The sequence below is a fragment of the Myxococcus sp. CA039A genome (genome assembly GCF_013336645.1).
Taxonomy (GTDB): Bacteria; Myxococcota; Myxococcia; order Myxococcales; family Myxococcaceae; genus Myxococcus; species Myxococcus llanfairpwllgwyngyllgogerychwyrndrobwllllantysiliogogogochensis.
On the sequence record NZ_JABUMQ010000242.1, the window covers coordinates 1 to 17,765 of the forward strand.

Annotated in this window: 17 protein-coding genes and 1 pseudogene; 10 read left to right on the forward strand and 8 right to left on the reverse strand. The window is 67.3% G+C overall.

Features of this window, described 5'->3' with window-relative positions; genetic code table 11:
• Window positions 1–184 precede the first annotated feature (184 nt).
• Window positions 185–379, reverse strand: a complete 195-nt coding sequence (locus HR086_RS32380; RefSeq protein WP_174467568.1) for a hypothetical protein — start codon at window positions 377–379, stop codon at window positions 185–187.
• A gap of 263 nt (window positions 380–642) precedes the next feature.
• Between HR086_RS32380 and HR086_RS32385 the strand changes: the two genes are divergently transcribed.
• A complete protein-coding gene (locus HR086_RS32385) occupies window positions 643–1,467 on the forward strand; it encodes an AraC family transcriptional regulator (RefSeq protein ID WP_174467569.1) in 825 nt (274 codons plus the stop codon).
• A gap of 36 nt (window positions 1,468–1,503) precedes the next feature.
• Window positions 1,504–2,121, forward strand: a complete 618-nt coding sequence (locus HR086_RS32390) for a hypothetical protein (protein WP_174467570.1) — start codon at window positions 1,504–1,506, stop codon at window positions 2,119–2,121.
• A 137-nt stretch (window positions 2,122–2,258) separates the two neighbouring features.
• Here the strand turns inward: HR086_RS32390 and HR086_RS32395 are convergent, their stop codons facing one another.
• Window positions 2,259–2,789: a hypothetical protein gene (locus tag HR086_RS32395; RefSeq protein WP_174467571.1), complete on the reverse strand. Its 531-nt coding sequence runs from the start codon at window positions 2,787–2,789 to the stop codon at window positions 2,259–2,261.
• A 503-nt stretch (window positions 2,790–3,292) separates the two neighbouring features.
• Here HR086_RS32395 and HR086_RS32400 point away from each other — a divergent pair.
• A pseudogene (locus tag HR086_RS32400) lies at window positions 3,293–3,685 on the forward strand (lectin ESA-2); the annotation flags it as partial.
• Between the two features lie 381 nt (window positions 3,686–4,066).
• On the opposite strand, the gene HR086_RS32405 reads toward HR086_RS32400, so the two are convergent.
• Complete coding sequence (locus tag HR086_RS32405) at window positions 4,067–7,300, reverse strand: hypothetical protein (RefSeq protein ID WP_174467572.1); 3,234 nt, start codon at window positions 7,298–7,300, stop codon at window positions 4,067–4,069.
• A 301-nt stretch (window positions 7,301–7,601) separates the two neighbouring features.
• Between HR086_RS32405 and HR086_RS32410 the strand changes: the two genes are divergently transcribed.
• From HR086_RS32410 to HR086_RS32430, 5 genes are all read left to right on the forward strand, one after another.
• Window positions 7,602–8,021 (forward strand): cytochrome c oxidase assembly factor Coa1 family protein, encoded by a 420-nt coding sequence (locus tag HR086_RS32410; RefSeq protein WP_174459442.1) that lies wholly within the window; start codon window positions 7,602–7,604, stop codon window positions 8,019–8,021.
• 393 nt (window positions 8,022–8,414) lie between these two features.
• Complete coding sequence (nrfH, locus tag HR086_RS32415; protein ID WP_174462636.1) at window positions 8,415–8,933, forward strand: cytochrome c nitrite reductase small subunit; 519 nt, start codon at window positions 8,415–8,417, stop codon at window positions 8,931–8,933.
• Window positions 8,930–10,408 (forward strand): ammonia-forming cytochrome c nitrite reductase subunit c552, encoded by a 1,479-nt coding sequence (locus HR086_RS32420; RefSeq protein WP_174459440.1) that lies wholly within the window; start codon window positions 8,930–8,932, stop codon window positions 10,406–10,408. Before nrfH ends, HR086_RS32420 begins: the two co-directional genes overlap by 4 nt.
• Window positions 10,409–10,728: 320 nt before the next feature.
• Window positions 10,729–11,151: a hypothetical protein gene (locus HR086_RS32425; RefSeq protein WP_174459439.1), complete on the forward strand. Its 423-nt coding sequence runs from the start codon at window positions 10,729–10,731 to the stop codon at window positions 11,149–11,151.
• A gap of 166 nt (window positions 11,152–11,317) precedes the next feature.
• Window positions 11,318–11,665 (forward strand): hypothetical protein, encoded by a 348-nt coding sequence (locus HR086_RS32430; protein ID WP_174459438.1) that lies wholly within the window; start codon window positions 11,318–11,320, stop codon window positions 11,663–11,665.
• A 53-nt stretch (window positions 11,666–11,718) separates the two neighbouring features.
• Here the strand turns inward: HR086_RS32430 and HR086_RS32435 are convergent, their stop codons facing one another.
• The 5 genes from HR086_RS32435 to HR086_RS32455 all read right to left on the reverse strand — a co-directional run bounded on the left by HR086_RS32435 (window position 11,719) and on the right by HR086_RS32455 (window position 16,840).
• Window positions 11,719–12,369 (reverse strand): M23 family metallopeptidase, encoded by a 651-nt coding sequence (locus tag HR086_RS32435; protein WP_254614547.1) that lies wholly within the window; start codon window positions 12,367–12,369, stop codon window positions 11,719–11,721.
• Window positions 12,369–13,235: a PD40 domain-containing protein gene (locus HR086_RS32440; RefSeq protein ID WP_174467573.1), complete on the reverse strand. Its 867-nt coding sequence runs from the start codon at window positions 13,233–13,235 to the stop codon at window positions 12,369–12,371. Before HR086_RS32440 ends, HR086_RS32435 begins: the two co-directional genes overlap by 1 nt.
• A 176-nt stretch (window positions 13,236–13,411) precedes the next feature.
• The gene (locus HR086_RS32445; protein ID WP_174467574.1) at window positions 13,412–14,668 is read right to left on the reverse strand and encodes a glycosyltransferase family 4 protein; all 1,257 of its coding nucleotides are present in this window, start codon (window positions 14,666–14,668) and stop codon (window positions 13,412–13,414) included.
• A 438-nt stretch (window positions 14,669–15,106) separates the two neighbouring features.
• On the reverse strand, window positions 15,107–15,931 hold the full coding sequence (locus tag HR086_RS32450) for an SDR family NAD(P)-dependent oxidoreductase (RefSeq protein WP_174459435.1): 825 nt from the start codon (window positions 15,929–15,931) through the stop codon (window positions 15,107–15,109).
• A gap of 156 nt (window positions 15,932–16,087) precedes the next feature.
• A complete protein-coding gene (locus HR086_RS32455; RefSeq protein WP_174459434.1) occupies window positions 16,088–16,840 on the reverse strand; it encodes a hypothetical protein in 753 nt (250 codons plus the stop codon).
• Between the two features lie 215 nt (window positions 16,841–17,055).
• On the opposite strand from HR086_RS32455, the gene HR086_RS32460 reads away from it, so the two are divergent.
• On the forward strand, window positions 17,056–17,505 hold the full coding sequence (locus HR086_RS32460; RefSeq protein ID WP_174459433.1) for a hypothetical protein: 450 nt from the start codon (window positions 17,056–17,058) through the stop codon (window positions 17,503–17,505).
• 63 nt (window positions 17,506–17,568) lie between these two features.
• A partial coding sequence (locus tag HR086_RS32465; RefSeq protein WP_174467575.1) for a hypothetical protein occupies window positions 17,569–17,765 on the forward strand: 197 nt, incomplete at its 3' end.

Consider the following 17,765-nt stretch of genomic DNA (forward strand, 5'->3'; position numbering starts at 1 on the left):
CCCCGGGACCACCTGGCCCCCCGGGACCACCGGGGTTGTTGGGGTCTCCGGGGTCGGTGCCTGGCGTGATGGAGCCCTTGCACGCAACGAGGCTCAGCAATCCGGCCAGCAGGAGGATACGGTTCATACGGACAGTCTGAATCGGACGACCGGTGGGATAGCAAGCAGGTTCTGCCAATCGGGCTCAGACCTGACCGGGCGCCCCGTGGTACCGCCGGTTCAGCACGCGCTCGGCCACCCCGGAGTCCATCCCGCGCGGCGTGGCCGCCAGCACCGTGCAGAGGATTCTCAGGGGCGCGACCGTGAGCAGCACGCGACAACGCAGCAGGTCGAAGCTGGCGCGGCCACACAGCTGACGCTCGGGAAGGTTGAGCTTCATGATCTGGCCCTCGGCCTTGGCGTTACTCCAGAGAGGGGGCAGTGCAGCCCGGACAGCATCCTCCCGTCCCGTTGACAGGCCGCGCTCCCATCAGGTGTGTGGCAGGAGCCTGGGCCTGTTGGCTTGAGCCGCTCGGCCATCCTCTTCTTCGTGCTGGGGGCGGACCTGCTCGCGCGGCTGGACGTGGCGAAGGGCCAGCGCGCGACGCGTAGGCCTGCCGGCGGGCTTCACACGCGCCCCGCACGGGAGGATGGTGGAGGCCCATGGCCCAGTTGCTGACCCTCCTCGAGTCCGAGCAGTTCCGCGTGCTCGATTCGCGCTGCCGGCATCCGCGCGCGGGGCCCGCGGAGGAGCGAGGCGGGGACCCGGGACACCTGGTGCTGCTGCGCCGCGGCTGCTTCAGCTACCACCGGGGGCTGCGGCGCTTCGTCGCGGACCCCTGCACCGCCCTGCTGCACCACCCGCGCGTGGACTACCGGGTCGGCCATCCGGGCGCGGAGGGAGACGATGCGACGGTCATCAAGCTCGCACCGGACCTCTTCGACGAGCTGTGGGGCCGGCGTGGCCCGGACCATCCGGAGCTGGGGCTGAGCGCCGCGGTGCACCTGCGCCACGCGCGCGTGTGTGCCGCCCTGCGCGACCCGCGCGGAGACCGGCTCTCGCGTGAGGAGACGGTGTTCGCACTGCTCGAGGTAGCCGCTTCGGACAGGCAGCGCGCGGAGGCCCCTGCGCGCGGAGACCGGGGCGCACGGCGCCGCACGGTCGGCCGCGTGCGCGCGCTGCTCGCGGCCCAGCTCTCGGCGAACCTCTCGCTCGACACCGTCGCGCAGGAGGCCCGCTGCTCACCCTTCCACCTCATGCGCCTCTTCCACGCGGAGACGGGGCTGTCCCTGCGCGCCTACCGCCGCCAGCTGCGGGTTCTCACGGCGCTGCAGCGGCTCGCGGAGGGCGAGCAGGACCTCGCGCGGCTCGCACTGGAGCTGGGCTTCTCGCACCACAGCCACCTCTCGCAGAGCGTGCGCCTGGTGCTGGGGAGCAGCCCCGCGCGCCTGCGTGCGGAGCTGCAGCAGGTCCGCGCAGGTTCCTGACAGCGGGGCGGCGCGCACGCCTCTAGCTTCGCGTCCATGAACCCCCTCCACCTGCTCCGGCCGCTGCTCTTCGCCTGCTTGCCCGCCCTCGTGTTGTACCCACTCCCGGGGATTGCCCAGGATCGCGAAGCCTCTGCGCCTGCCCCGCGCGATGGCCAGCGTGACTTCGACTTCGAGATCGGCACCTGGCGCACGCAGCTGAAGCGGCGCCTGCGCCCGCTGACGGGCTCGAACACCTGGGTGGAGATGAAGGGGACCACTGTCGTGCGCAAGGTGTGGAACGGCCGCGGCAACCTCGTGGAACTCGTAGCCGACGGCGAGGGTGGGCGATTCGAGGGCCTCAACCTGCGCCTGTACAATCCGCGGACGCGCCAGTGGAGCCTGCACTTCGCGAACAGCCGCGATGGCACCCTCGCCGTGCCGACCGTGGGCGAGTTCAAGGAAGGACGCGGTGAGTTCTACGCCCAGGAGCGGCTCGACGGGCGCGCCATCATGGTGCGCTTCGTCATCTCGAACGTGACGCCTACTTCCGTCCGCTTCGAGCAGGCCTTCTCGGACGACGGAGGCAAGACCTGGGAGGTGAACTGGATCGCCCAGGACACGCGGGTCGACGCGGCGGCCGGCAGGACGAAGCAAGGCGCAGGCACCGATTGAGGCAGCACTGCCGGCTTCCGAGGCGGGCCCTGCCGACCGAGGGCACGGCTGAAGCGACGTCGCCGCCGCCTCTGCCCCTTCTCCGACATCGAACACCCTTCCATCACATCAAGGGTGTCCATGGTGGCGGACGACGCTCAGTCCACACGGCGGCCGGTGAAGCTCACCCAATGGGTGCACGTGACGTTCTTGAAGTCTTCTGACACGGCGGTGGTCCGGACGTCGACGAAGCCCTTGATCCGGTCCGCTTCGAGCGAGTCACCCTCGATGAAAAAGCGCTGCACCGTGGTCCCGCCGCCGATGTCATCGAAGGTCTCTGAATTGAGATCCACGAACTGGTAGGGGCCGCTTTCGGACGAGGTGCCGTTGAGGACGAAAGGCGTCTCGATCGGCACATCTGTGTACCCATGGAGCAGGGCCCGGAAGAAGCCAGGGACCTCGATACGAGTGTCCGAGCGCTCTCCCGCGGTGATGGTCCACCGCTGCTGCGAAGAGACGTCCCAGGCGCGGCCGACGCCCTCGCGGCCGTTGTCGCAGACATAGGGCACGGCGCTCAGCTCGGCCTCGTTCATCTCGATGTCGTACACACTCTTCTCGAAGCCACACCCCGTCGACAGCCCCACCAGGGCGCCGATGGCTCCCAGTCCCGCGAACCTTGCCTTCATCATCCGATGTCTCCTCAATCCAGGCCCCTGCCCCAGCAGGCCCGAGCGACCCATGAGACCTTCTCCCCGGGATGGGATTCAAGAGGCCGCTTGAATCCCCATCACCCGACAATCATCCCCCTCCGACGAGGAGTCCCACCGATGCCGTTCTCCGGGTGCGGACGTCGTCTGTCGAGCGTGGCCTTCGCCAGCTCCCGCGCGGTGACCACCCCACAGCGGGTCAGGTGGCCAGCGCAGGGTGCTGGCCGTCACCAGGGCGCGATGGCCAAGTCCGATGACGATGCCGCATTTCGCCCAGAGACCCGGGACCTGAGGGCTAGACACAATCACATACCAATCGACCACACATCGACACTCGACGACTTTCACATCAATCCCAGGCGCTCACCGACTTATTCTCCGCGCACCCGAAGGCAGCCCAGCCGCCCCCGCCCGGACTGAAATCGCACTGAGGACTGCCCTTGGGCATCCGACCCACAAACAAAGGAATGCCAGGCATGTCTAATTACAAGGTCCAGAACCAATGGGGTGGCTCGTCGGCTCCTTGGAATCCGGGGGGCAACTGGGTGATTGGCGGCCGCGAGAAGCAGAACGTCGTCGCGATGAAGGTCACCTCCAACGATGGCGGCCAGACGCTGACCGGGAGCATGACCTACAACGGCGAGGGGCCTATCGCCTTCCGCGCCACCCTCACCAGCCCGAACAACTACGTGGTGGAGAATCAGTGGGGTGGGCCGACCGCGCCCTGGAATCCAGGTGGCACCTTCGTCCTCGGCTCCCGGCAGGGGCAGAACGTCATCGCCCTCGACCTGACCTCCGGCAACAGCGGGGAGTCACTGACCGGGACCATGACGTACAACGGTGAGGGCCCCATCGGCTTCCGCGGCAACATGGGCTGACGCCGCACCCGATGACACTTCCCGGCGGGCCCACGTCCAGGGCCCGCCCTTCACTGAGTTGGAGTCCCCTGAAGGGCTCCCTCATCGAATCGTGGTCATGAGAGGCGATGGATACTTCCTGCAGAAGAACTGCATGAAGCCGCCATTGTTGATGTCGGCCTCCATGCGCTACTTGAAACGAGTAGGACTTGCTCGTGGAGTATGACGCATCAGCGCGGTGGGGGCCCTGTTGACTGAGTCGGGATATGCGAGGCAATCAACGAGCGAACAACGGCTCACGACGCGCCGCATCCTGAGGTCCACGGCTGGCTCCATGCCCCCACAGGGCGCCCGATGCACGCGGCGCCCTGCCCCGACCGCTGCGTTCAGCGACGGCTCACCTCAGTGGACGCGACCCGCCGGCAGGTTGGAGGGCGGCGGAAAGCCAGGCACCGCGGGCCGGACCGATTCACTCGAACCCGAGAGCATCGACGTGCCCAGGGTCTCCATTGCCCGAGCGAGAGGATTCGCCGCTGGCACGCCACACACGAGCGACGTCATGTCCGCCTGGCGCCGAACCAGGTCCGCGAAGGTTCGCGTCACGGAGGGGTCGAACCGATCCGGAATGGGCCCAGACGTCACGAGGAACGGAGACAAGGCCGACGACACTCCCTCGGCGCGAGGGTGCACGTGCAAGAAGACGGTGCCCGTCTCCCCTCCGTGACAGCCACTGCAGGTGTTCAACGAGAACTTGTGGCGCGCCTCGGTGGAGACCTGCGGCACGGCCCACGCGAAGTTGGGGAACGTAAACGCGGAGCCCGCGAGCAGGGGTTGGTTCTCGAAGAACTCCGGGACGGTGTGCGTCTCCGTGAGGATGGAGGACAGGTTCAGGTTGACATAGTCCCCCAGGGTGCGCGAGCCGTCCCAGAACAGGGTGGGCGAGAGCGCGACGTGCGCGGGCATCAACCCTCCGGGGCCCAGGTGGAACTCACGCAGCTCCCAGAGCGGCACCAACGCGTTCTCGTTGGTGCGGACCTGGTGGATGGCGCTGCCCAGGTGCGCACCCCGCGCGACGAAGGACTTCGTGAAGCGGCTCGTGAGGGCCTCGAGCTTCTCGTTGTAGCCGGGGCTCCCGACACCGATGCGCCCCAACTCGTGCCAGTCCCGCGCCCAGCGCTGGAACTCATCCGGTGAGCCCCCGGGCAGGATGTATTCCAGGATGACGGTGAACGGCAGCGGATGGCCGTTGGGGTCCGTCACGCCAAACACGAAGCGCCCCTCGCCCGCGAACTCGCCCTCCTTGCGCAAGTCCATCCGGTTGACGATGGCCAGCAGACGGAACGGGGCCACGTTGAAGTCCAGGGAGGGTCCCGGCCCACTGCTGTTCTCCCACGGCTGCAGCACCATCCCCGCCATGTTGGGCCGCGCCCCGACCTCCGTCGCACCGATGAACTGGTCCGACATCCAGGTGGACAACCAGTCGCGGACCAGGTCCGACGGGTCCTGCCCGCCGTTCATCTCGCGCATGAGGTGACCGAAGGTCCACACACCGTCACCCGTGGTCCTCAAGGGGTCATCGACCACGGAGAGGTCGGTGATCATCAGCTCGGACGAGATGTCCACGCCACACGCCAACGGCGCGCACGCACTGGGGGACTCGCAGCCGTTGGCCGCGCTGCCGTCACAATCGAACGTGCCCACCACACAGCCCAGCCCGCAAGTCCCCGCGCCGCACACGGCACGGGCAGACGGAGCGCCAGCGCACACGGTGCCGCAGGCCCCGCAGTTCGCCTCGTCCGCGAGCAGGTCCCCCTCACACCCGTTGGCCGGATTCCCGTCGCAGTCCGCGAAGCCCATGTCGCAGCCCACCGGCACCGGAACACATGCGGAGCGATTGCCCACCACGTCGCGCGCATCCGCGAACAGCGGCCCGAGCCGCTGGCCCGGCGTCAGCGCCATCGTCACCGAGCCATCCACGCCCACCACGAAGGGACCTGATGGCGAGAACAAGGTGGCGCACGCAGCATCCATGAAAAGCGTGACTCGCGAGTCCACCTCCCCCATCGCGCGGACCAGCCCCCCGGTAGCGTTCCCATCGACGGGAATGAAGCCCGGCATGAACCGAGGCGCGGGAGGGGCGATGCCGTCGTGCCGGTAACTGATGGCCGTCGAACACGCCGACACGTTCCCCGCAGGGTCCATGGCCCGCGCGGAGATATCCGTCACCGTGTTGGCCGTGACAGTCACGGAAGCAGAGAACGCGCCCGTGGAGGCATCCGCCACGGCGCTCACCGCGACAGGCGCCACGCAGCCCGAGCCCTTGAAGACTTGAACGGTGCCTCCCTTCTCCGCGGTGCCGCGCACCTGAGGCGTGAGCGAGTTGCCCGGAGACACCGGCTGGAACCCCGTCAGCACAGGCACCGCCGGGGCAACGCTGTCCTGCACGTAGCTGATGGCGGTGGCACACGCCGACACATTCCCCGCCAGGTCCACGGCCCGCGCGGAGAAACTCGTCGTCGTGTTGGCCGTGACAGTCACGGAAGCAGAGAACGCGCCCGTGGAGGCATCCGCCACGGCGCTCACCACGACGGGCGCCACACAGCCCGAGCCCTTGAAGACCTGAACCGTGCTCCCCTTCTCCGCGGTGCCGCGCGCCTGGGGCGTCAATGAGTTGCCCGGTGACACGGGTTGGAAGCCCGTCATCACGGGCGCCGCCGGAGCCATGCTGTCATGCACGTAGCTCAGGGGTTGCGAGCATGCGGACACATTCCCGGAGGAGTCCGTCGCCGTGGCGGTGAAGACCGTCGTCGCGTTGGGATTCACGGGGACGACCGCCAGGAAGAGCTGCTCCGTTCCCGCGGTGACCGAGACCGATGGCGTCCCCGAGCAGTTGGCGTTGGGGTAGACGCGCACCGTCGACCCGGTCTCCGCGTTTCCAATCAGATTGGGGTTTGAAGTGGTGGACGGTGGGGCCGGGGTGAAGTGCGCGAGGACAGGCGCCGTGGGGGGCGTCGTATCCGGCAGACAGCCGAGCAGTTCGAGCCGCCCTATCGAAACAACCTCGATGCCCGCGCGCGAATCATTGTCATCCGTCACGTTGAGGCGGAACTTCGGGTAGGTCGCGGTGGCCGCCAGGGTGTACACACGGCGCTCCGTGCCCCCCCAGTTCACTTCGTTGGTTCGGGTATCCACCACCACCCACTGCGAGCCGTTCCAGCCCTGGAGCGTCCAGGCCTTGGGCGCGCGAGACGTGAGCGAGCCATTCGAGAAGCGGATGGCGTAGCGGATGATTCGCCGCGGGCCGTCCGCCCATTCGTAGCCAATCCACGCGGGGCTCTGCTGTAGCCCGGAGATCCACATCGAGCCGGAGCTATCGACCTCATCGAATGCCAGCCAGGCCTCGTAACCGGGGCCGAAAGCCCCCGAGCGAGTCACGATGCCGACTGGCAACGTGCCGCTCGTCATCACAGGGACCTGGCTGCTCCCGCATGTGATTTCCTGGGACTGGTGGGCCAGGTCCGCGCGAGGCGCCTCCGGTGCGTCGCCCTCCTCCGGACCAGGTCGACATCCCGGAGCACACACCACAAACAGGGTGCCCACCATGAGCAAGCGCCGCCACGACTTCATGAATCGCATGTCACTCCCTCGGCCGTCTGCGGAGACCACGAGCCGTGCGGTCTGTCGCCACTTCGTGGTTCCACCCGGCTATCTACGCCGCCGAGACAGGCGTCTTGCGCGGGAAGGGCTCAATCCCCTCTACGGCGGGACGAAACCGTCGGGCCGAGGGATGAAGCCTCCCGGGCCCCATCTCCATCCCGGCCGCCATGTCGAGCGGGCGTGCCCATTCCCGCCCATCGGAGACTCGCCCTGCCCTTCCTCCCGAGACTGGATGGGAACGCGGTTGATGGCTCCGGATGTTGTGGAGGACACTGGGCAGATGCCTCGGCCCTCCTCGCGTCCCGTCAGCCTCTCGAAACGCGCGGTTCAGGGCGTGCTGGCGCTACTGGTCCTCACGGTGGCCTATCAGGTGTACGACCGGATGAGGCTGCGCATGAGTGGCGCACCCCGGGCCGCGCTGGAGAAACTGGCGGCGTGCACGGAGGCTCGCAACCTGCTGGGCGAGCCCATTGACGCGGCGTGGTGGGGCTGGTCCTACGGATACCTGAAGGTCCCTCGGAAGAGTCAGGCCTGGTCCGCGACCTCTGGCCGGGTGGACTGGCGAATGCCAGTGGCGGGGTCGACCGGTCGTGGAGTGCTCCACTTCCAGGGCGAGAAGATCAACGGCTTCTGGGTGCTGGAGGGAATCCTCGAGACCGAGGGCGCCGCGATACAGACGCACGGGTGCGCGGCACTGTAGGGCTGACGTCGTCCCCTTCCACTCCCCGTCGACTCTCGCGAAAGCGCTGACACGGCATGAGCGCGCGCTCGGTGTTCCACGCGCATGAGTGAAGTCGCGCGGAAGGAGTTGGAGCACGGGACGGAGCCTCTGCTCAAACGTCACGCCGCCGGTCCTCGCGGTAGATGCCGACGCGCGGGAGTCAGTCCATGAGAACGCACTCGCGAAAACGACGCGCCAGCGGCGCAAAGGCTGCGCGGCGCGCAAAGACTGCGCCGTAGCGCGCAAGTGTTGCGCGTCATCACGAAGCGCCGCGCCCGGAGCCACACTCCAGCAATCCGACAGGCCTCACCATCCGCACGCGACAGCAACATCCCACTTCCGCGTAGCACGAGCATTGCTAGGTTGCCCTGCGTGCCCCCCACCTCCCGCACCGTGCTGGCCGTGATCCTCGGGATTGCCATCGGTGTGGCGGTTGGCCTCGGCGGCTTCACCTTCGTGTACGCGAAGGGCTCGTCCTACCTGCAAGACGACCCGGCCGCCTGCGCCAACTGCCACATCATGAACGAGCAGTACGAAGGCTGGCGCAAGAGCAGCCACCACGCGGTGGCCACCTGCAACGACTGCCATACGCCTGCGGGTTTCCTGCCCAAGTACTACACGAAGGCGAGCAACGGCTTCTGGCACTCCTACTACTTCACCACCGGCACCTTCCCGGACCCCATCCGCCTGCGTCCGGGCAATCGCGTGGTGACGGAGAACGCCTGCCGCAAGTGCCACGGTCCCATCGTGGAAGCCATTGAAACGCCCCCCACGGGCCACGAGCAGGTGGCCCCCAGCGAGCAACTGCAGTGCCTCACCTGCCACAACTCCGTGGGCCACCCCGAAGGTTCGGGGAACCCCGAGCTCATCCGTAAGGAGAACGCACGATGACCGAGCCCGAGAAGGCCCCGGAGAAGCGCCGACGCTTCAGCGGCACCAGACTCGTGGTCGCGGTCGCTGTCGCCGCGGCGCTGGCCGCGGCGGGTGTCACCGCGCTCCTGGTCAACATCATGGAGCGCAAGCAGGAGGCGAGGAACCCCTTCTACCGGGTGGTGGAACTCGACGACACCATCACGGACCCCGCCGTGTGGGGGAAGAACTTCCCGCTGCAGTACGACGGCTACAAGCGCACGGTGGACCAGCAGCGCACCCGCTACGGCGGCAGCGAGGCGGTGGCGCGCACGCCCACCCAGGCGGACCCCCGCTCGGTAGTGGCGCAGAGCCGGCTCGAGGAAGACCCGCGACTGGTCACCATGTGGAGCGGCTATGCCTTCGCCACCGACTTCCGCGAGGAGCGTGGCCACGCGCACATGCTCGAGGACCAGGTCTTCACCGAGCGCCAGCACGTAACGCAGCAGCCGGGCACCTGCATCCACTGTCACGGCAGCGTGTACGTCCCCTACAAGAAGCTGGGCGACGGGGACCTCATCAAGGGCTTCGAGAAGATGAACCAGATGCCCTTCGCCGAGGCGCGCAAGCTCGTGGAGCACCCGGTGTCCTGCATCGACTGCCACGACCCCTCCACGATGCAGCTGCGCGTCACACGCCCCGGCTTCATCGAGGGCATCGCCGCGCTCAAGGCCAGCCAGGGCGTGCCTGACTTCCGCGTGAATGAGCACGCCACGCGCCAGGAGATGCGCACGTACGTCTGTGGGCAATGCCACGTCGAGTACTACTTCAAGGGCAAGGAGAAGCGCCTCACCTACCCCTGGGCCAAGGGCATCAACGTCGACCAGATCATGGCCTATTACGACGAGGACGGGCACACCGACTGGACCCACAAGCTCACCGGCGCGAAGGTCCTCAAGGCGCAGCACCCCGAGTTCGAGATGTACAACCAGGGCATCCACGCGAAGAGCGGCGTGGCCTGCGCCGACTGCCACATGCCCTACCAGCGTGAAGGGGCGATGAAGATCAGCGACCACCACGTGCGCAGCCCGCTGCTCAACATCAACCGCGCCTGCCAGACATGCCACAAGTGGAGCGAGGCGGAGCTGCTCGACCGCGTGGAGACCATCCAGACGCGCACCTTCGAGACTCGCAACATCGCCATGGACGCGCTGGTGGACCTCATCCACGACCTCGAGAGCGCACAGAAGGCGGGCCTCCCCGAGGAAGCACTGGCCAAGGCGCGTGACTTCCAGAAGCGCGCCCAGTTCTACCTGGACTTCGTGGAGGCGGAGAACTCCATGGGCTTCCACGCGGACCAGGAGGCGGTGCGCATCCTGAGCAACTCCATCAACTTCTCGCGCCTGGGCCAGAACGCACTGCGGCCCGGCGGTGGAGCCTCCACCGCGCCGAACCAGCGGCCACCGGGAGCCCCCAAGGCCACCGGGAGCGAGGGCACGCGACAGGGCTCCAGGTAGCCACGGGTTGACGCACCTCCGGTGGAGGCAAGGCCATCTCCGTCTTCGTGAACGAAAAGGGCATCACGAAGAACGTGCCTGGCACCACGTCGGACCGGTGGTTCCCGAGACCCGGGCAGCTTCCGACGCGGCGGACAAACGCGTCCTCGAAACCCGGCAGGACATGTCCGAGCACTCCACGGGCCAAAGGAGAAGCCGCTCCATCTTCTTCCGACTGGACGGAGGGACCCTTGAGCATCGGCCCGCTGAGCGGGGACTGCATGTAGCATCGGCCAACTGGCGCCGCCCGACAGAACGGCACTTGGATTAGACTGACGGCCATGAACCGTCAGACATCGCGACACCGCTGCTTGCTGGGGTTGACCGTCATCGTGCTCACCACGGGCTGCGCCAGTTACAAGAGTGACATGGACAACCTCTGCCACTCCGTGGAGCGCTCGAAGGCCCGCGACCTGCCCATCAAGGAGGAGGACGTCCTGACCATCGCGGCATCCTGGGCCGGCGAGCGCGCTCGCTCCGAGGACGGCCTGGCGTTGCTGAATGCGGTCGCCCATGTCGAGCCCGGGAGCAAGGGCCGGGTCATCCGGGATGCAGCGAGGGAGGCGGGAGTCATGAACTGCCCGTTCGCCGATGAACTTGAAGCCTCCGTCCTCGCGGACCGGGCGCAGCGGGAGCGTGAGGCGTTGCTTCGCGAGCAAGCGCGGTCAGCGAAGGAGCCCACCGCGCCGACGCCAGCACCGTAGGCACGGCCTCTCGCGCGCGGGTGCGCTGCATCAACGCGCACTCTCCCCCCGCTGGCAGGCATCGTTCACGTCCCTGTCTCTGGCCCCCCCGTTTGCGAGGCTCCAGCGAGACTGGTAGACGCTCTCCAATCCCGCCGCTTTGGCGGGTCTGACGCGGAGAGCCTGGATGAACAGCCTTGGACGTCTTGCAGTGGTGTGTGGCCTGTTGACGCTGATCGGTTGCGGTCCGGAAGCCCCTGTCCCGGAGGCCTCGGAGGAGGCCACCACGAGCCAGACCGCCGTCCCCGTGGGCCATCCCATCTGCCCGGAGGTGATGCCTCCGCTGTGCGAGGACGGAGACCTCTACCCCATCTACTCGGGCAAGTGCCTCATCGGCTTCAACTGTGTTCCCCATGTTGTCGCCAACGCCATCTGTCCGAACCCGGTCTATCCGGCCCCGGGCTTCTGCGAGGACGGCGTCATCACCCCCGTGTACGTGGGCGGCTGCATCGTTCGCTATACCTGCACGCGGTAGTCCCCCGCGCGCCCGCCCACCGTGGGTTGCGTGGGCGGGCCGCATCCACACCGCTACTGACAGGCGATGCCGGGCAGGCCCCGATACGCGCCCTGCGACGTCCACCGCGTATACGGCGTGCCGCACGAGCCCGCGTACGGGTCATCCGTGCCGTAGCCCGGCACCCAGTATTCGAAGTGCAGGTGTGGACCCGTGGAGGCACCCGACGAGCCCACTCGCGCAATCCAGTAGGCGCAGTCGAGCGACGTGCCCCGGGCGAACTGCTGCGTGTAGGCCTTCAAGTGCCAGTACCAGGTCTGGGTGTTATCCGGGTGCCGCATGATGATGTAGTTAGCCGTGTAGAGGCCGCAGGCGGCGTAGGGGTTGGACTGGTTCCAGTAGTTGCACCGGTCGTAGTACCCATCCACGTTGGACTCGATGTAGCCCCGCGCGGCATTCATCGCCCAGACGCCGTAGTCCATCTTGCTGAACCCGCCGACCAGCGCGTAGTCCGTGCCCGTGTGGCCACTGTATCGAACACCACCACAGGCGTAGTCCCGGCCACCGTAATCCTTGTACGCGCTCACGGTACACCCGCCGTTTCCGCACTGGTCCGCGAGCTGCGACGCGGGAAAGCGGAACATTGTCTGCGCGGAGGACAGGGCCGGAAGGGCCAGCAGCGAGAAGGCCAGCGCCACCGTGAGCTGCTTCAGCATCGCGCGCATCACTTCTCACCTCCCAGGTCCGCGGAGGCCGCGCCCGTTCGCACGTTCAGCTTCCAGAACTCACCGCCGCCCGCGTTGTAGCGGAGCACGTCGTCGCTCACCCATTCCATGTGATGACTGGAGACGGGCGGTGGCACGAAGCCCTTGGGCGGGCCGCCATACAGCATCGTGCTGTCCATCCCGACGTTGGTGAGTTGCTTCGGCGCCGAGCCATCCACGTCCGTCACGTAGAACGACGCCACGGTGGTGCGGCCGGACACGAAGACCACGGTCCTGCCATCCGGAGAGATGCTGGGCGTCGCGTCCACGCCGGGGCCATCCGCCAGCACCTTCACTCGGCCCTTCATGTCGATGATGCCCACGGAGGTCTCGTGCTTGGGGCCACGGGACATCGCCAGCGTGGCCACCAGGGCGTCGCCCTTCGCCGTGGGGAACAAGTCTCCGCCCACACCCTGAGCCAGCAGTCGCTCGCCGCCGTTGGCATCGCGCAGGCGCAGGTTGCCCTCGCCATCCAGCAATGCCACCTCGGGGCCGACCGTCCGGGCCTCGCGGTACTTGAACTCACGGGCCACCACTCGCACCGCGCCCGTGGCCTCGTCGTACTGGACGATGGCCAGCAGCGGCAGCTCGTCCGTGCCCAGCGCCTCGGCGGGAATCTCCGCGACCACGCCCGCCAGCATTCCCTTGCCCTGCCCGAAGAGGTGGACGAACCGGGCCTTGGGTCCGAACTCCTTCGCGACGGCGGGAGCGATGAAATCACGCGCCTTCGTCACACGGCGCAGGTCCGCCGGATTCATGCGGTCCGCCGCGGAGGCGCTCGCAGCCGCCAGCGTCAACACGGTGAGTGCCAGGAATTGTCTTCTCATGTCGCTCCAGGGGTGAGGGGTGACCCATTCGATGATGTGTGACGAATGGGTTTTCCTACCGCACGGGAACGAGTTGCTTGGAAACCAATGATTGCTTGAGCGCGTAAAATTGAAGACAGGGTGTGTTTCTCGGCTCCTCGGGTCGCGGATGTTTTCAGTCCGCGCGGTCGCGGCGTTCAGGCCGCCGCTTGATCGGCGCGGGGGGCAGCCCCCTGCCACGCGGCCTGACGTTGAGGCGCGCGCGAGGCATGAATGGCATCCAGCAGTCGACGGCCCGTCTCGCGGTAGTCAAAGGAGCGCACAGCCCGTTCGCGTGCGGCCCGCGCCATCCGCTCGCGCAGCGCCACATCCTGCCCGAGCCGGAGGAACACGTTCGCCAATCCCTCTTCATCCCCCTGCGCCACCAGCAGGCCCTCCGCCCCGTCGGAAATCATGTCTGGCGTGCCCCCGATGATGGAGCAGACCGGGGGGACGCCACACGCCATGGCTTCCATGACCGCGACGGGAGAGGCCTCGCCGAGACCAATACTGGAGAGCACGAAAGCATCGGCCCCGTGCAGCAACTCGATCACCGCGGATTCTCCGAGCGGCCCCACCAGCTTCACGTGCGGCTCCAGCCCGAAGCGGGCAATGGACTGGCGGATCTCCTGCTCGTGCGGCCCCCGTCCCCCCACGGTGAGGTGTGCTCGAAGCCCTCGGTCCAACGCCTTGCGGAGTGCGGCGAAGGTATGGACGTGGCCCTTGCAGAGGTGCAGCCGCCCAACGGAGACGAGGTGAAGGCCGCGGGGGGACTCCACGCGCTGCGGCGGAGGAACGAAGCGGTCGGTGTCCACCCCCATCCACAGGGTGTAGGTACGCTCCGGCGGCAGCCCCACGTCCTCGATGAGTTCGCGCTGCATGGGGCGCGCGGCGGCGGCCACGAACGTGGCGTCCCAGGCCTTCGCGGCGTGGTCCGTTCCATACACAGGCAGGTCGCCGTGGAGGTGGAAGCTATAGCGCGGACCGCCGAGGATTCTGCAGAGCGCGAGCACGTGCGCGGCGTCCGCGGCGGAATGGCCATGAATGTGGTCCAGCTTCCGCTCGCGCGAGTAGTGGAGGAAGTCCACCGCGCACGCCAGCATCCCCAGCGCTCTCGCCTTCTGCTTCACGTTCACCGAGAGCCTGGAGACATACGCGAGGGCCTTCGCCATCCCGGGGAAGTCCCGAGGCGAAAGCAGCGCCGACGAGAGTCGGGGCGGGTAGAGATACGTGGTCTCGGAGGCCGCGCGCTCCGCCCATTCATGCGGACATCCCTCCACCGGGCGGCGCGTGGAGAAGATGTGTACCTCGACGCCAGCGGCGCGCAGGGCGGTGATCTCCCGCCAGAAGAAGGCGTGGGTTTGCGTGGGGAACTCTGGGATGAGCATGCCCAGACGAAAAGGGGCGACCGTCATGGCCCGCGTTCTATCCAGAAGTGTCCACGCCATGGAACAGCCAAAGCACGACGGACCCGAAGTGGTGGAGAAGTGTGCAGTGCAAACCAAAAATAGACGGCCTCATTCGCGCTCGCGATGTGGTGCCTCCCTGGGTCTTGCCTACCCCCAATCTCCACCCATGGCACACGGCTGAGAGTCAATCCATGTCCAGGAAAATATGCGCCGTCATTGTCGTCACGCCGCGAGGGCCCATTGGCGTTGGGTACCCGGGGTGCCTGAACGCCCTGGCGCGTCTGACAATTTTGACAGGGAGGGGATGAGCACCTGACGTTGGCAGCGAGCCTCGAGCGTGCGCGAGGGCGGCCCGGCGCGCGCGGCGTCCTTGAACCACGGACGCCGCGGGTCAGCTCAGGCGAGCATCGCTTCCGCTCTCAGGACGACGGACTCCAACCGTTGTCAGGAGGAGCCTTCCGCGAGACGGGTGAGGCCCAGCGTGTCCGCATAGCTGTGCAGGCCGCGAATGTGATTGCCACCGTCAACCGCGAGGGTGTCCCCGGTAATCCATGACGCGAGGTCGCTGCAGAGGAACGACACCACCTTTGCCACGTCCTCCGGCTCGCCACACGGCTTGCCGAGCGGAGTGTGGGCAAGAAACTCCCGCCCCATCGCCCCGGTCAGGAGCCCAGCCCCCTCAGCCAGAGGGGTGCGGATGGCTCCTGGTGCCACGACATTCACGCGGATGTTGTACCGCCCCAGCTCCGAGGCCGCGACCTTCGAGAAGTTCGCGAGCCCCGCCTTGGAGGCGCAGTAGTGGGCGAGCCCGTCCGTCACGGCCGTCTGGTTCAACGAGGAGATGTTGACGATGGAGCCCGGCTGCTTCGCGGCGACCAGCGCCTTCGCCAGTGCCTGGGTGAACAGGAAAGGGCCCTTGAGGTTGATGGCCAGAACCTGGTCGAACTCCTCCACCGGCAGCTCCAGGATTGGGCGGAGAGTGGCCGAGCCTGCGTTGTTCACCAGGATGCCCGGGAGGCCGAACTCACGCGTCGCAACCTCGATGGCCCGCGCCACGTCCTCCACATGGACCACATCTCCCGCGAAGGGGACGGCCCGCGTGCGCCCCTCCGCCACCCGGTTGAGCTCCACGGCGGCCGCCTCCACCTTCTCCCGGGTCCGCCCGAAGAGGAGCACGTTGGCTCCGTCTCGCATGAGCCGCGAGGCGACTCCCAGCCCGATGCCCTGCCCTGCTCCTGTCACGATGGCACTGCTCGACACCAGCTTCATGGTGGCTCCTGTCTCCAAGTTTCAGGTACAAGCCTAACAGCCCGGTGGCGGTCTGACGCCGCGGCGCTTCGGCCTGGGCGTCCACTCCTGTCCGAAGAGTCAAAGCCGAGCGACCTGGCGCGGCCGTGTGAATAGTGTTGAGGGTCGCCCAGCAGCTCAGCGCGGCCCCGCCACGAAGGCGCGCAGGTCCGCCACCAGGGCGGGGGCATCCACGAGACGGGCCGGAGAGAGCATGCCCGGGGGAGCCTCCTGCTCTTTCGCCAGCCGATGCGGCGGACCCCATGAGCGGCCATCATCCCGCGTGGCATACGAGAACCACAGCGTGCGAGGCTTTTCGCCGGTCCGCTCCAGTCCCGCCGAACCCACGAGCACGCCGCGGCCTCGCGCGCTGATGTCCAGGTCGTGGACTTCGAGATACTCGCCGTTCCAGGTGGGCGCGTTCAGCTCCCTTGGAAAGCCCAGCGTCGCACACGTCGCGGTGACGAAGTCGTCGTCCGAGCGGACGACGGTGAACGACTGGCCCGGGTCTCCCATCTGTCGCTGGGTGATGAGGATGACCTTGTGACTCGAAGGTGACACGTAGAAGCCGACCTCTTCCTCTTCATGGCGGGGAACCACCGCGCGCCAGCCCTTCGGGCCCTTGATGAAGAGCACCATCCCACTCGCCGCTTCGGCGGCTTCCCGCGGCTCGCGCAGGTAGCTCAGCTTTCCGACGAGCAGGTCCTCGCGCGTCGCGACACCCTTGAGCCCGAGCCGCGCCGCGTCGTTGACGAACTGCTCGGTGAGCGGGCGCACACCCGCGCAGGCGACTTCGGCCTCCTGGGTGGACTTCTCCTCGCCCGCCCATCCCGTGGCCGCGAGAAGGACGGCCGCCGACGCAGCACCGATGACAAAGCCCTGCTTCCTCATGTGCTCCACCTCTGCCGCCATCAGAGTGGATCCAGCTCGGGGTGTCGAGGTGCTGGACACGGATGGCGAAGGAATCCCGTCGCCCTCGTTCGATGACAAGCAGATGCGATGCCCTCACATGGCGCCCCCGCCTCTGGCTTGTCGTGAGTATTCGAGCGGGCAATTCGCACTCGAGCTGTAGGCCTATCGAAGTGTCTCTCTTTCCTGGAGGTCCCATGTCCTCGATTCGTCCCCTTGTCGCGGGTGCAGTCCTGTTGTCGATGGCAGTCCCGGGAGCGGCGTTCGCGCGCGCCGCGTCTGGCTTCCTTGGCAGTCCCTACAATCCGGCGGATGCTGGTTGCTTCAGCAACTACTACGGCTCCGCTCGCAACAACTGCTCCACCACGAGGAGCTGGTGCATCCCGGCGGTGGTCGACCCCGCTGGCTCGTATACCGTGAATGTCGTGGCGTACGCGCCGAACACGTCCGCGACGGTGGGCTGCTACGCAACGGGTGTGGATGACGCGATCTCCGCCGTCTGGACGTCCGGGATGCGCTACGTGTCGTCCTTCGGATCGGGCGCGCGGTACATCACCCTGACCGGCGCCTATGTGCCGGGCAACGGGCAGCTCTTCGTCTGCTGCGACGTCGGCCCTGGCGCGGGCGTCAACGGCATTCTCTGGTAGGGATTGCCTGACGGGAACGGCCCAGGTGTGGCCGTTCCCGTCATTTCCGAGCGGAGCGCGTCAATGAGAGTCGAGAGAATCATCGTGGGCACGCTCCTCGTCGGGAGCCTGGTCATCCAGGGGCTGCATGCCCAGAATCAACGCGAAGCACTGGCCCTCCTTCGGGATGAACTGGACCGCGTCTCCGTCTCCGTGGAGAAGCTGCAGCGGGTTTCCTCGGCACGTGGAAGCGAGCCCCTGGCCCGGTTGACACTCGCGCC

Excerpts from the sequence above, each read along its gene's own strand:
- HR086_RS32380 (WP_174467568.1), bottom strand. The coding sequence starts at position 379 with ATGAAGCTCAACCTTCCCGAGCGTCAGCTGTGTGGCCGCGCCAGCTTC.
- HR086_RS32385 (WP_174467569.1), top strand. The coding sequence starts at position 643 with ATGGCCCAGTTGCTGACCCTCCTCGAGTCCGAGCAGTTCCGCGTGCTC.
- HR086_RS32390 (WP_174467570.1), top strand. The coding sequence starts at position 1,504 with ATGAACCCCCTCCACCTGCTCCGGCCGCTGCTCTTCGCCTGCTTGCCC.
- HR086_RS32395 (WP_174467571.1), bottom strand. The coding sequence starts at position 2,789 with ATGATGAAGGCAAGGTTCGCGGGACTGGGAGCCATCGGCGCCCTGGTG.
- HR086_RS32405 (WP_174467572.1), bottom strand. The coding sequence starts at position 7,300 with ATGCGATTCATGAAGTCGTGGCGGCGCTTGCTCATGGTGGGCACCCTG.
- HR086_RS32410 (WP_174459442.1), top strand. The coding sequence starts at position 7,602 with ATGCCTCGGCCCTCCTCGCGTCCCGTCAGCCTCTCGAAACGCGCGGTT.
- HR086_RS32420 (WP_174459440.1), top strand. The coding sequence starts at position 8,930 with ATGACCGAGCCCGAGAAGGCCCCGGAGAAGCGCCGACGCTTCAGCGGC.
- HR086_RS32425 (WP_174459439.1), top strand. The coding sequence starts at position 10,729 with ATGAACCGTCAGACATCGCGACACCGCTGCTTGCTGGGGTTGACCGTC.
- HR086_RS32430 (WP_174459438.1), top strand. The coding sequence starts at position 11,318 with ATGAACAGCCTTGGACGTCTTGCAGTGGTGTGTGGCCTGTTGACGCTG.
- HR086_RS32435 (WP_254614547.1), bottom strand. The coding sequence starts at position 12,369 with ATGCGCGCGATGCTGAAGCAGCTCACGGTGGCGCTGGCCTTCTCGCTG.
- HR086_RS32440 (WP_174467573.1), bottom strand. The coding sequence starts at position 13,235 with ATGAGAAGACAATTCCTGGCACTCACCGTGTTGACGCTGGCGGCTGCG.
- HR086_RS32445 (WP_174467574.1), bottom strand. The coding sequence starts at position 14,668 with ATGACGGTCGCCCCTTTTCGTCTGGGCATGCTCATCCCAGAGTTCCCC.
- HR086_RS32450 (WP_174459435.1), bottom strand. The coding sequence starts at position 15,931 with ATGAAGCTGGTGTCGAGCAGTGCCATCGTGACAGGAGCAGGGCAGGGC.
- HR086_RS32455 (WP_174459434.1), bottom strand. The coding sequence starts at position 16,840 with ATGAGGAAGCAGGGCTTTGTCATCGGTGCTGCGTCGGCGGCCGTCCTT.
- HR086_RS32460 (WP_174459433.1), top strand. The coding sequence starts at position 17,056 with ATGTCCTCGATTCGTCCCCTTGTCGCGGGTGCAGTCCTGTTGTCGATG.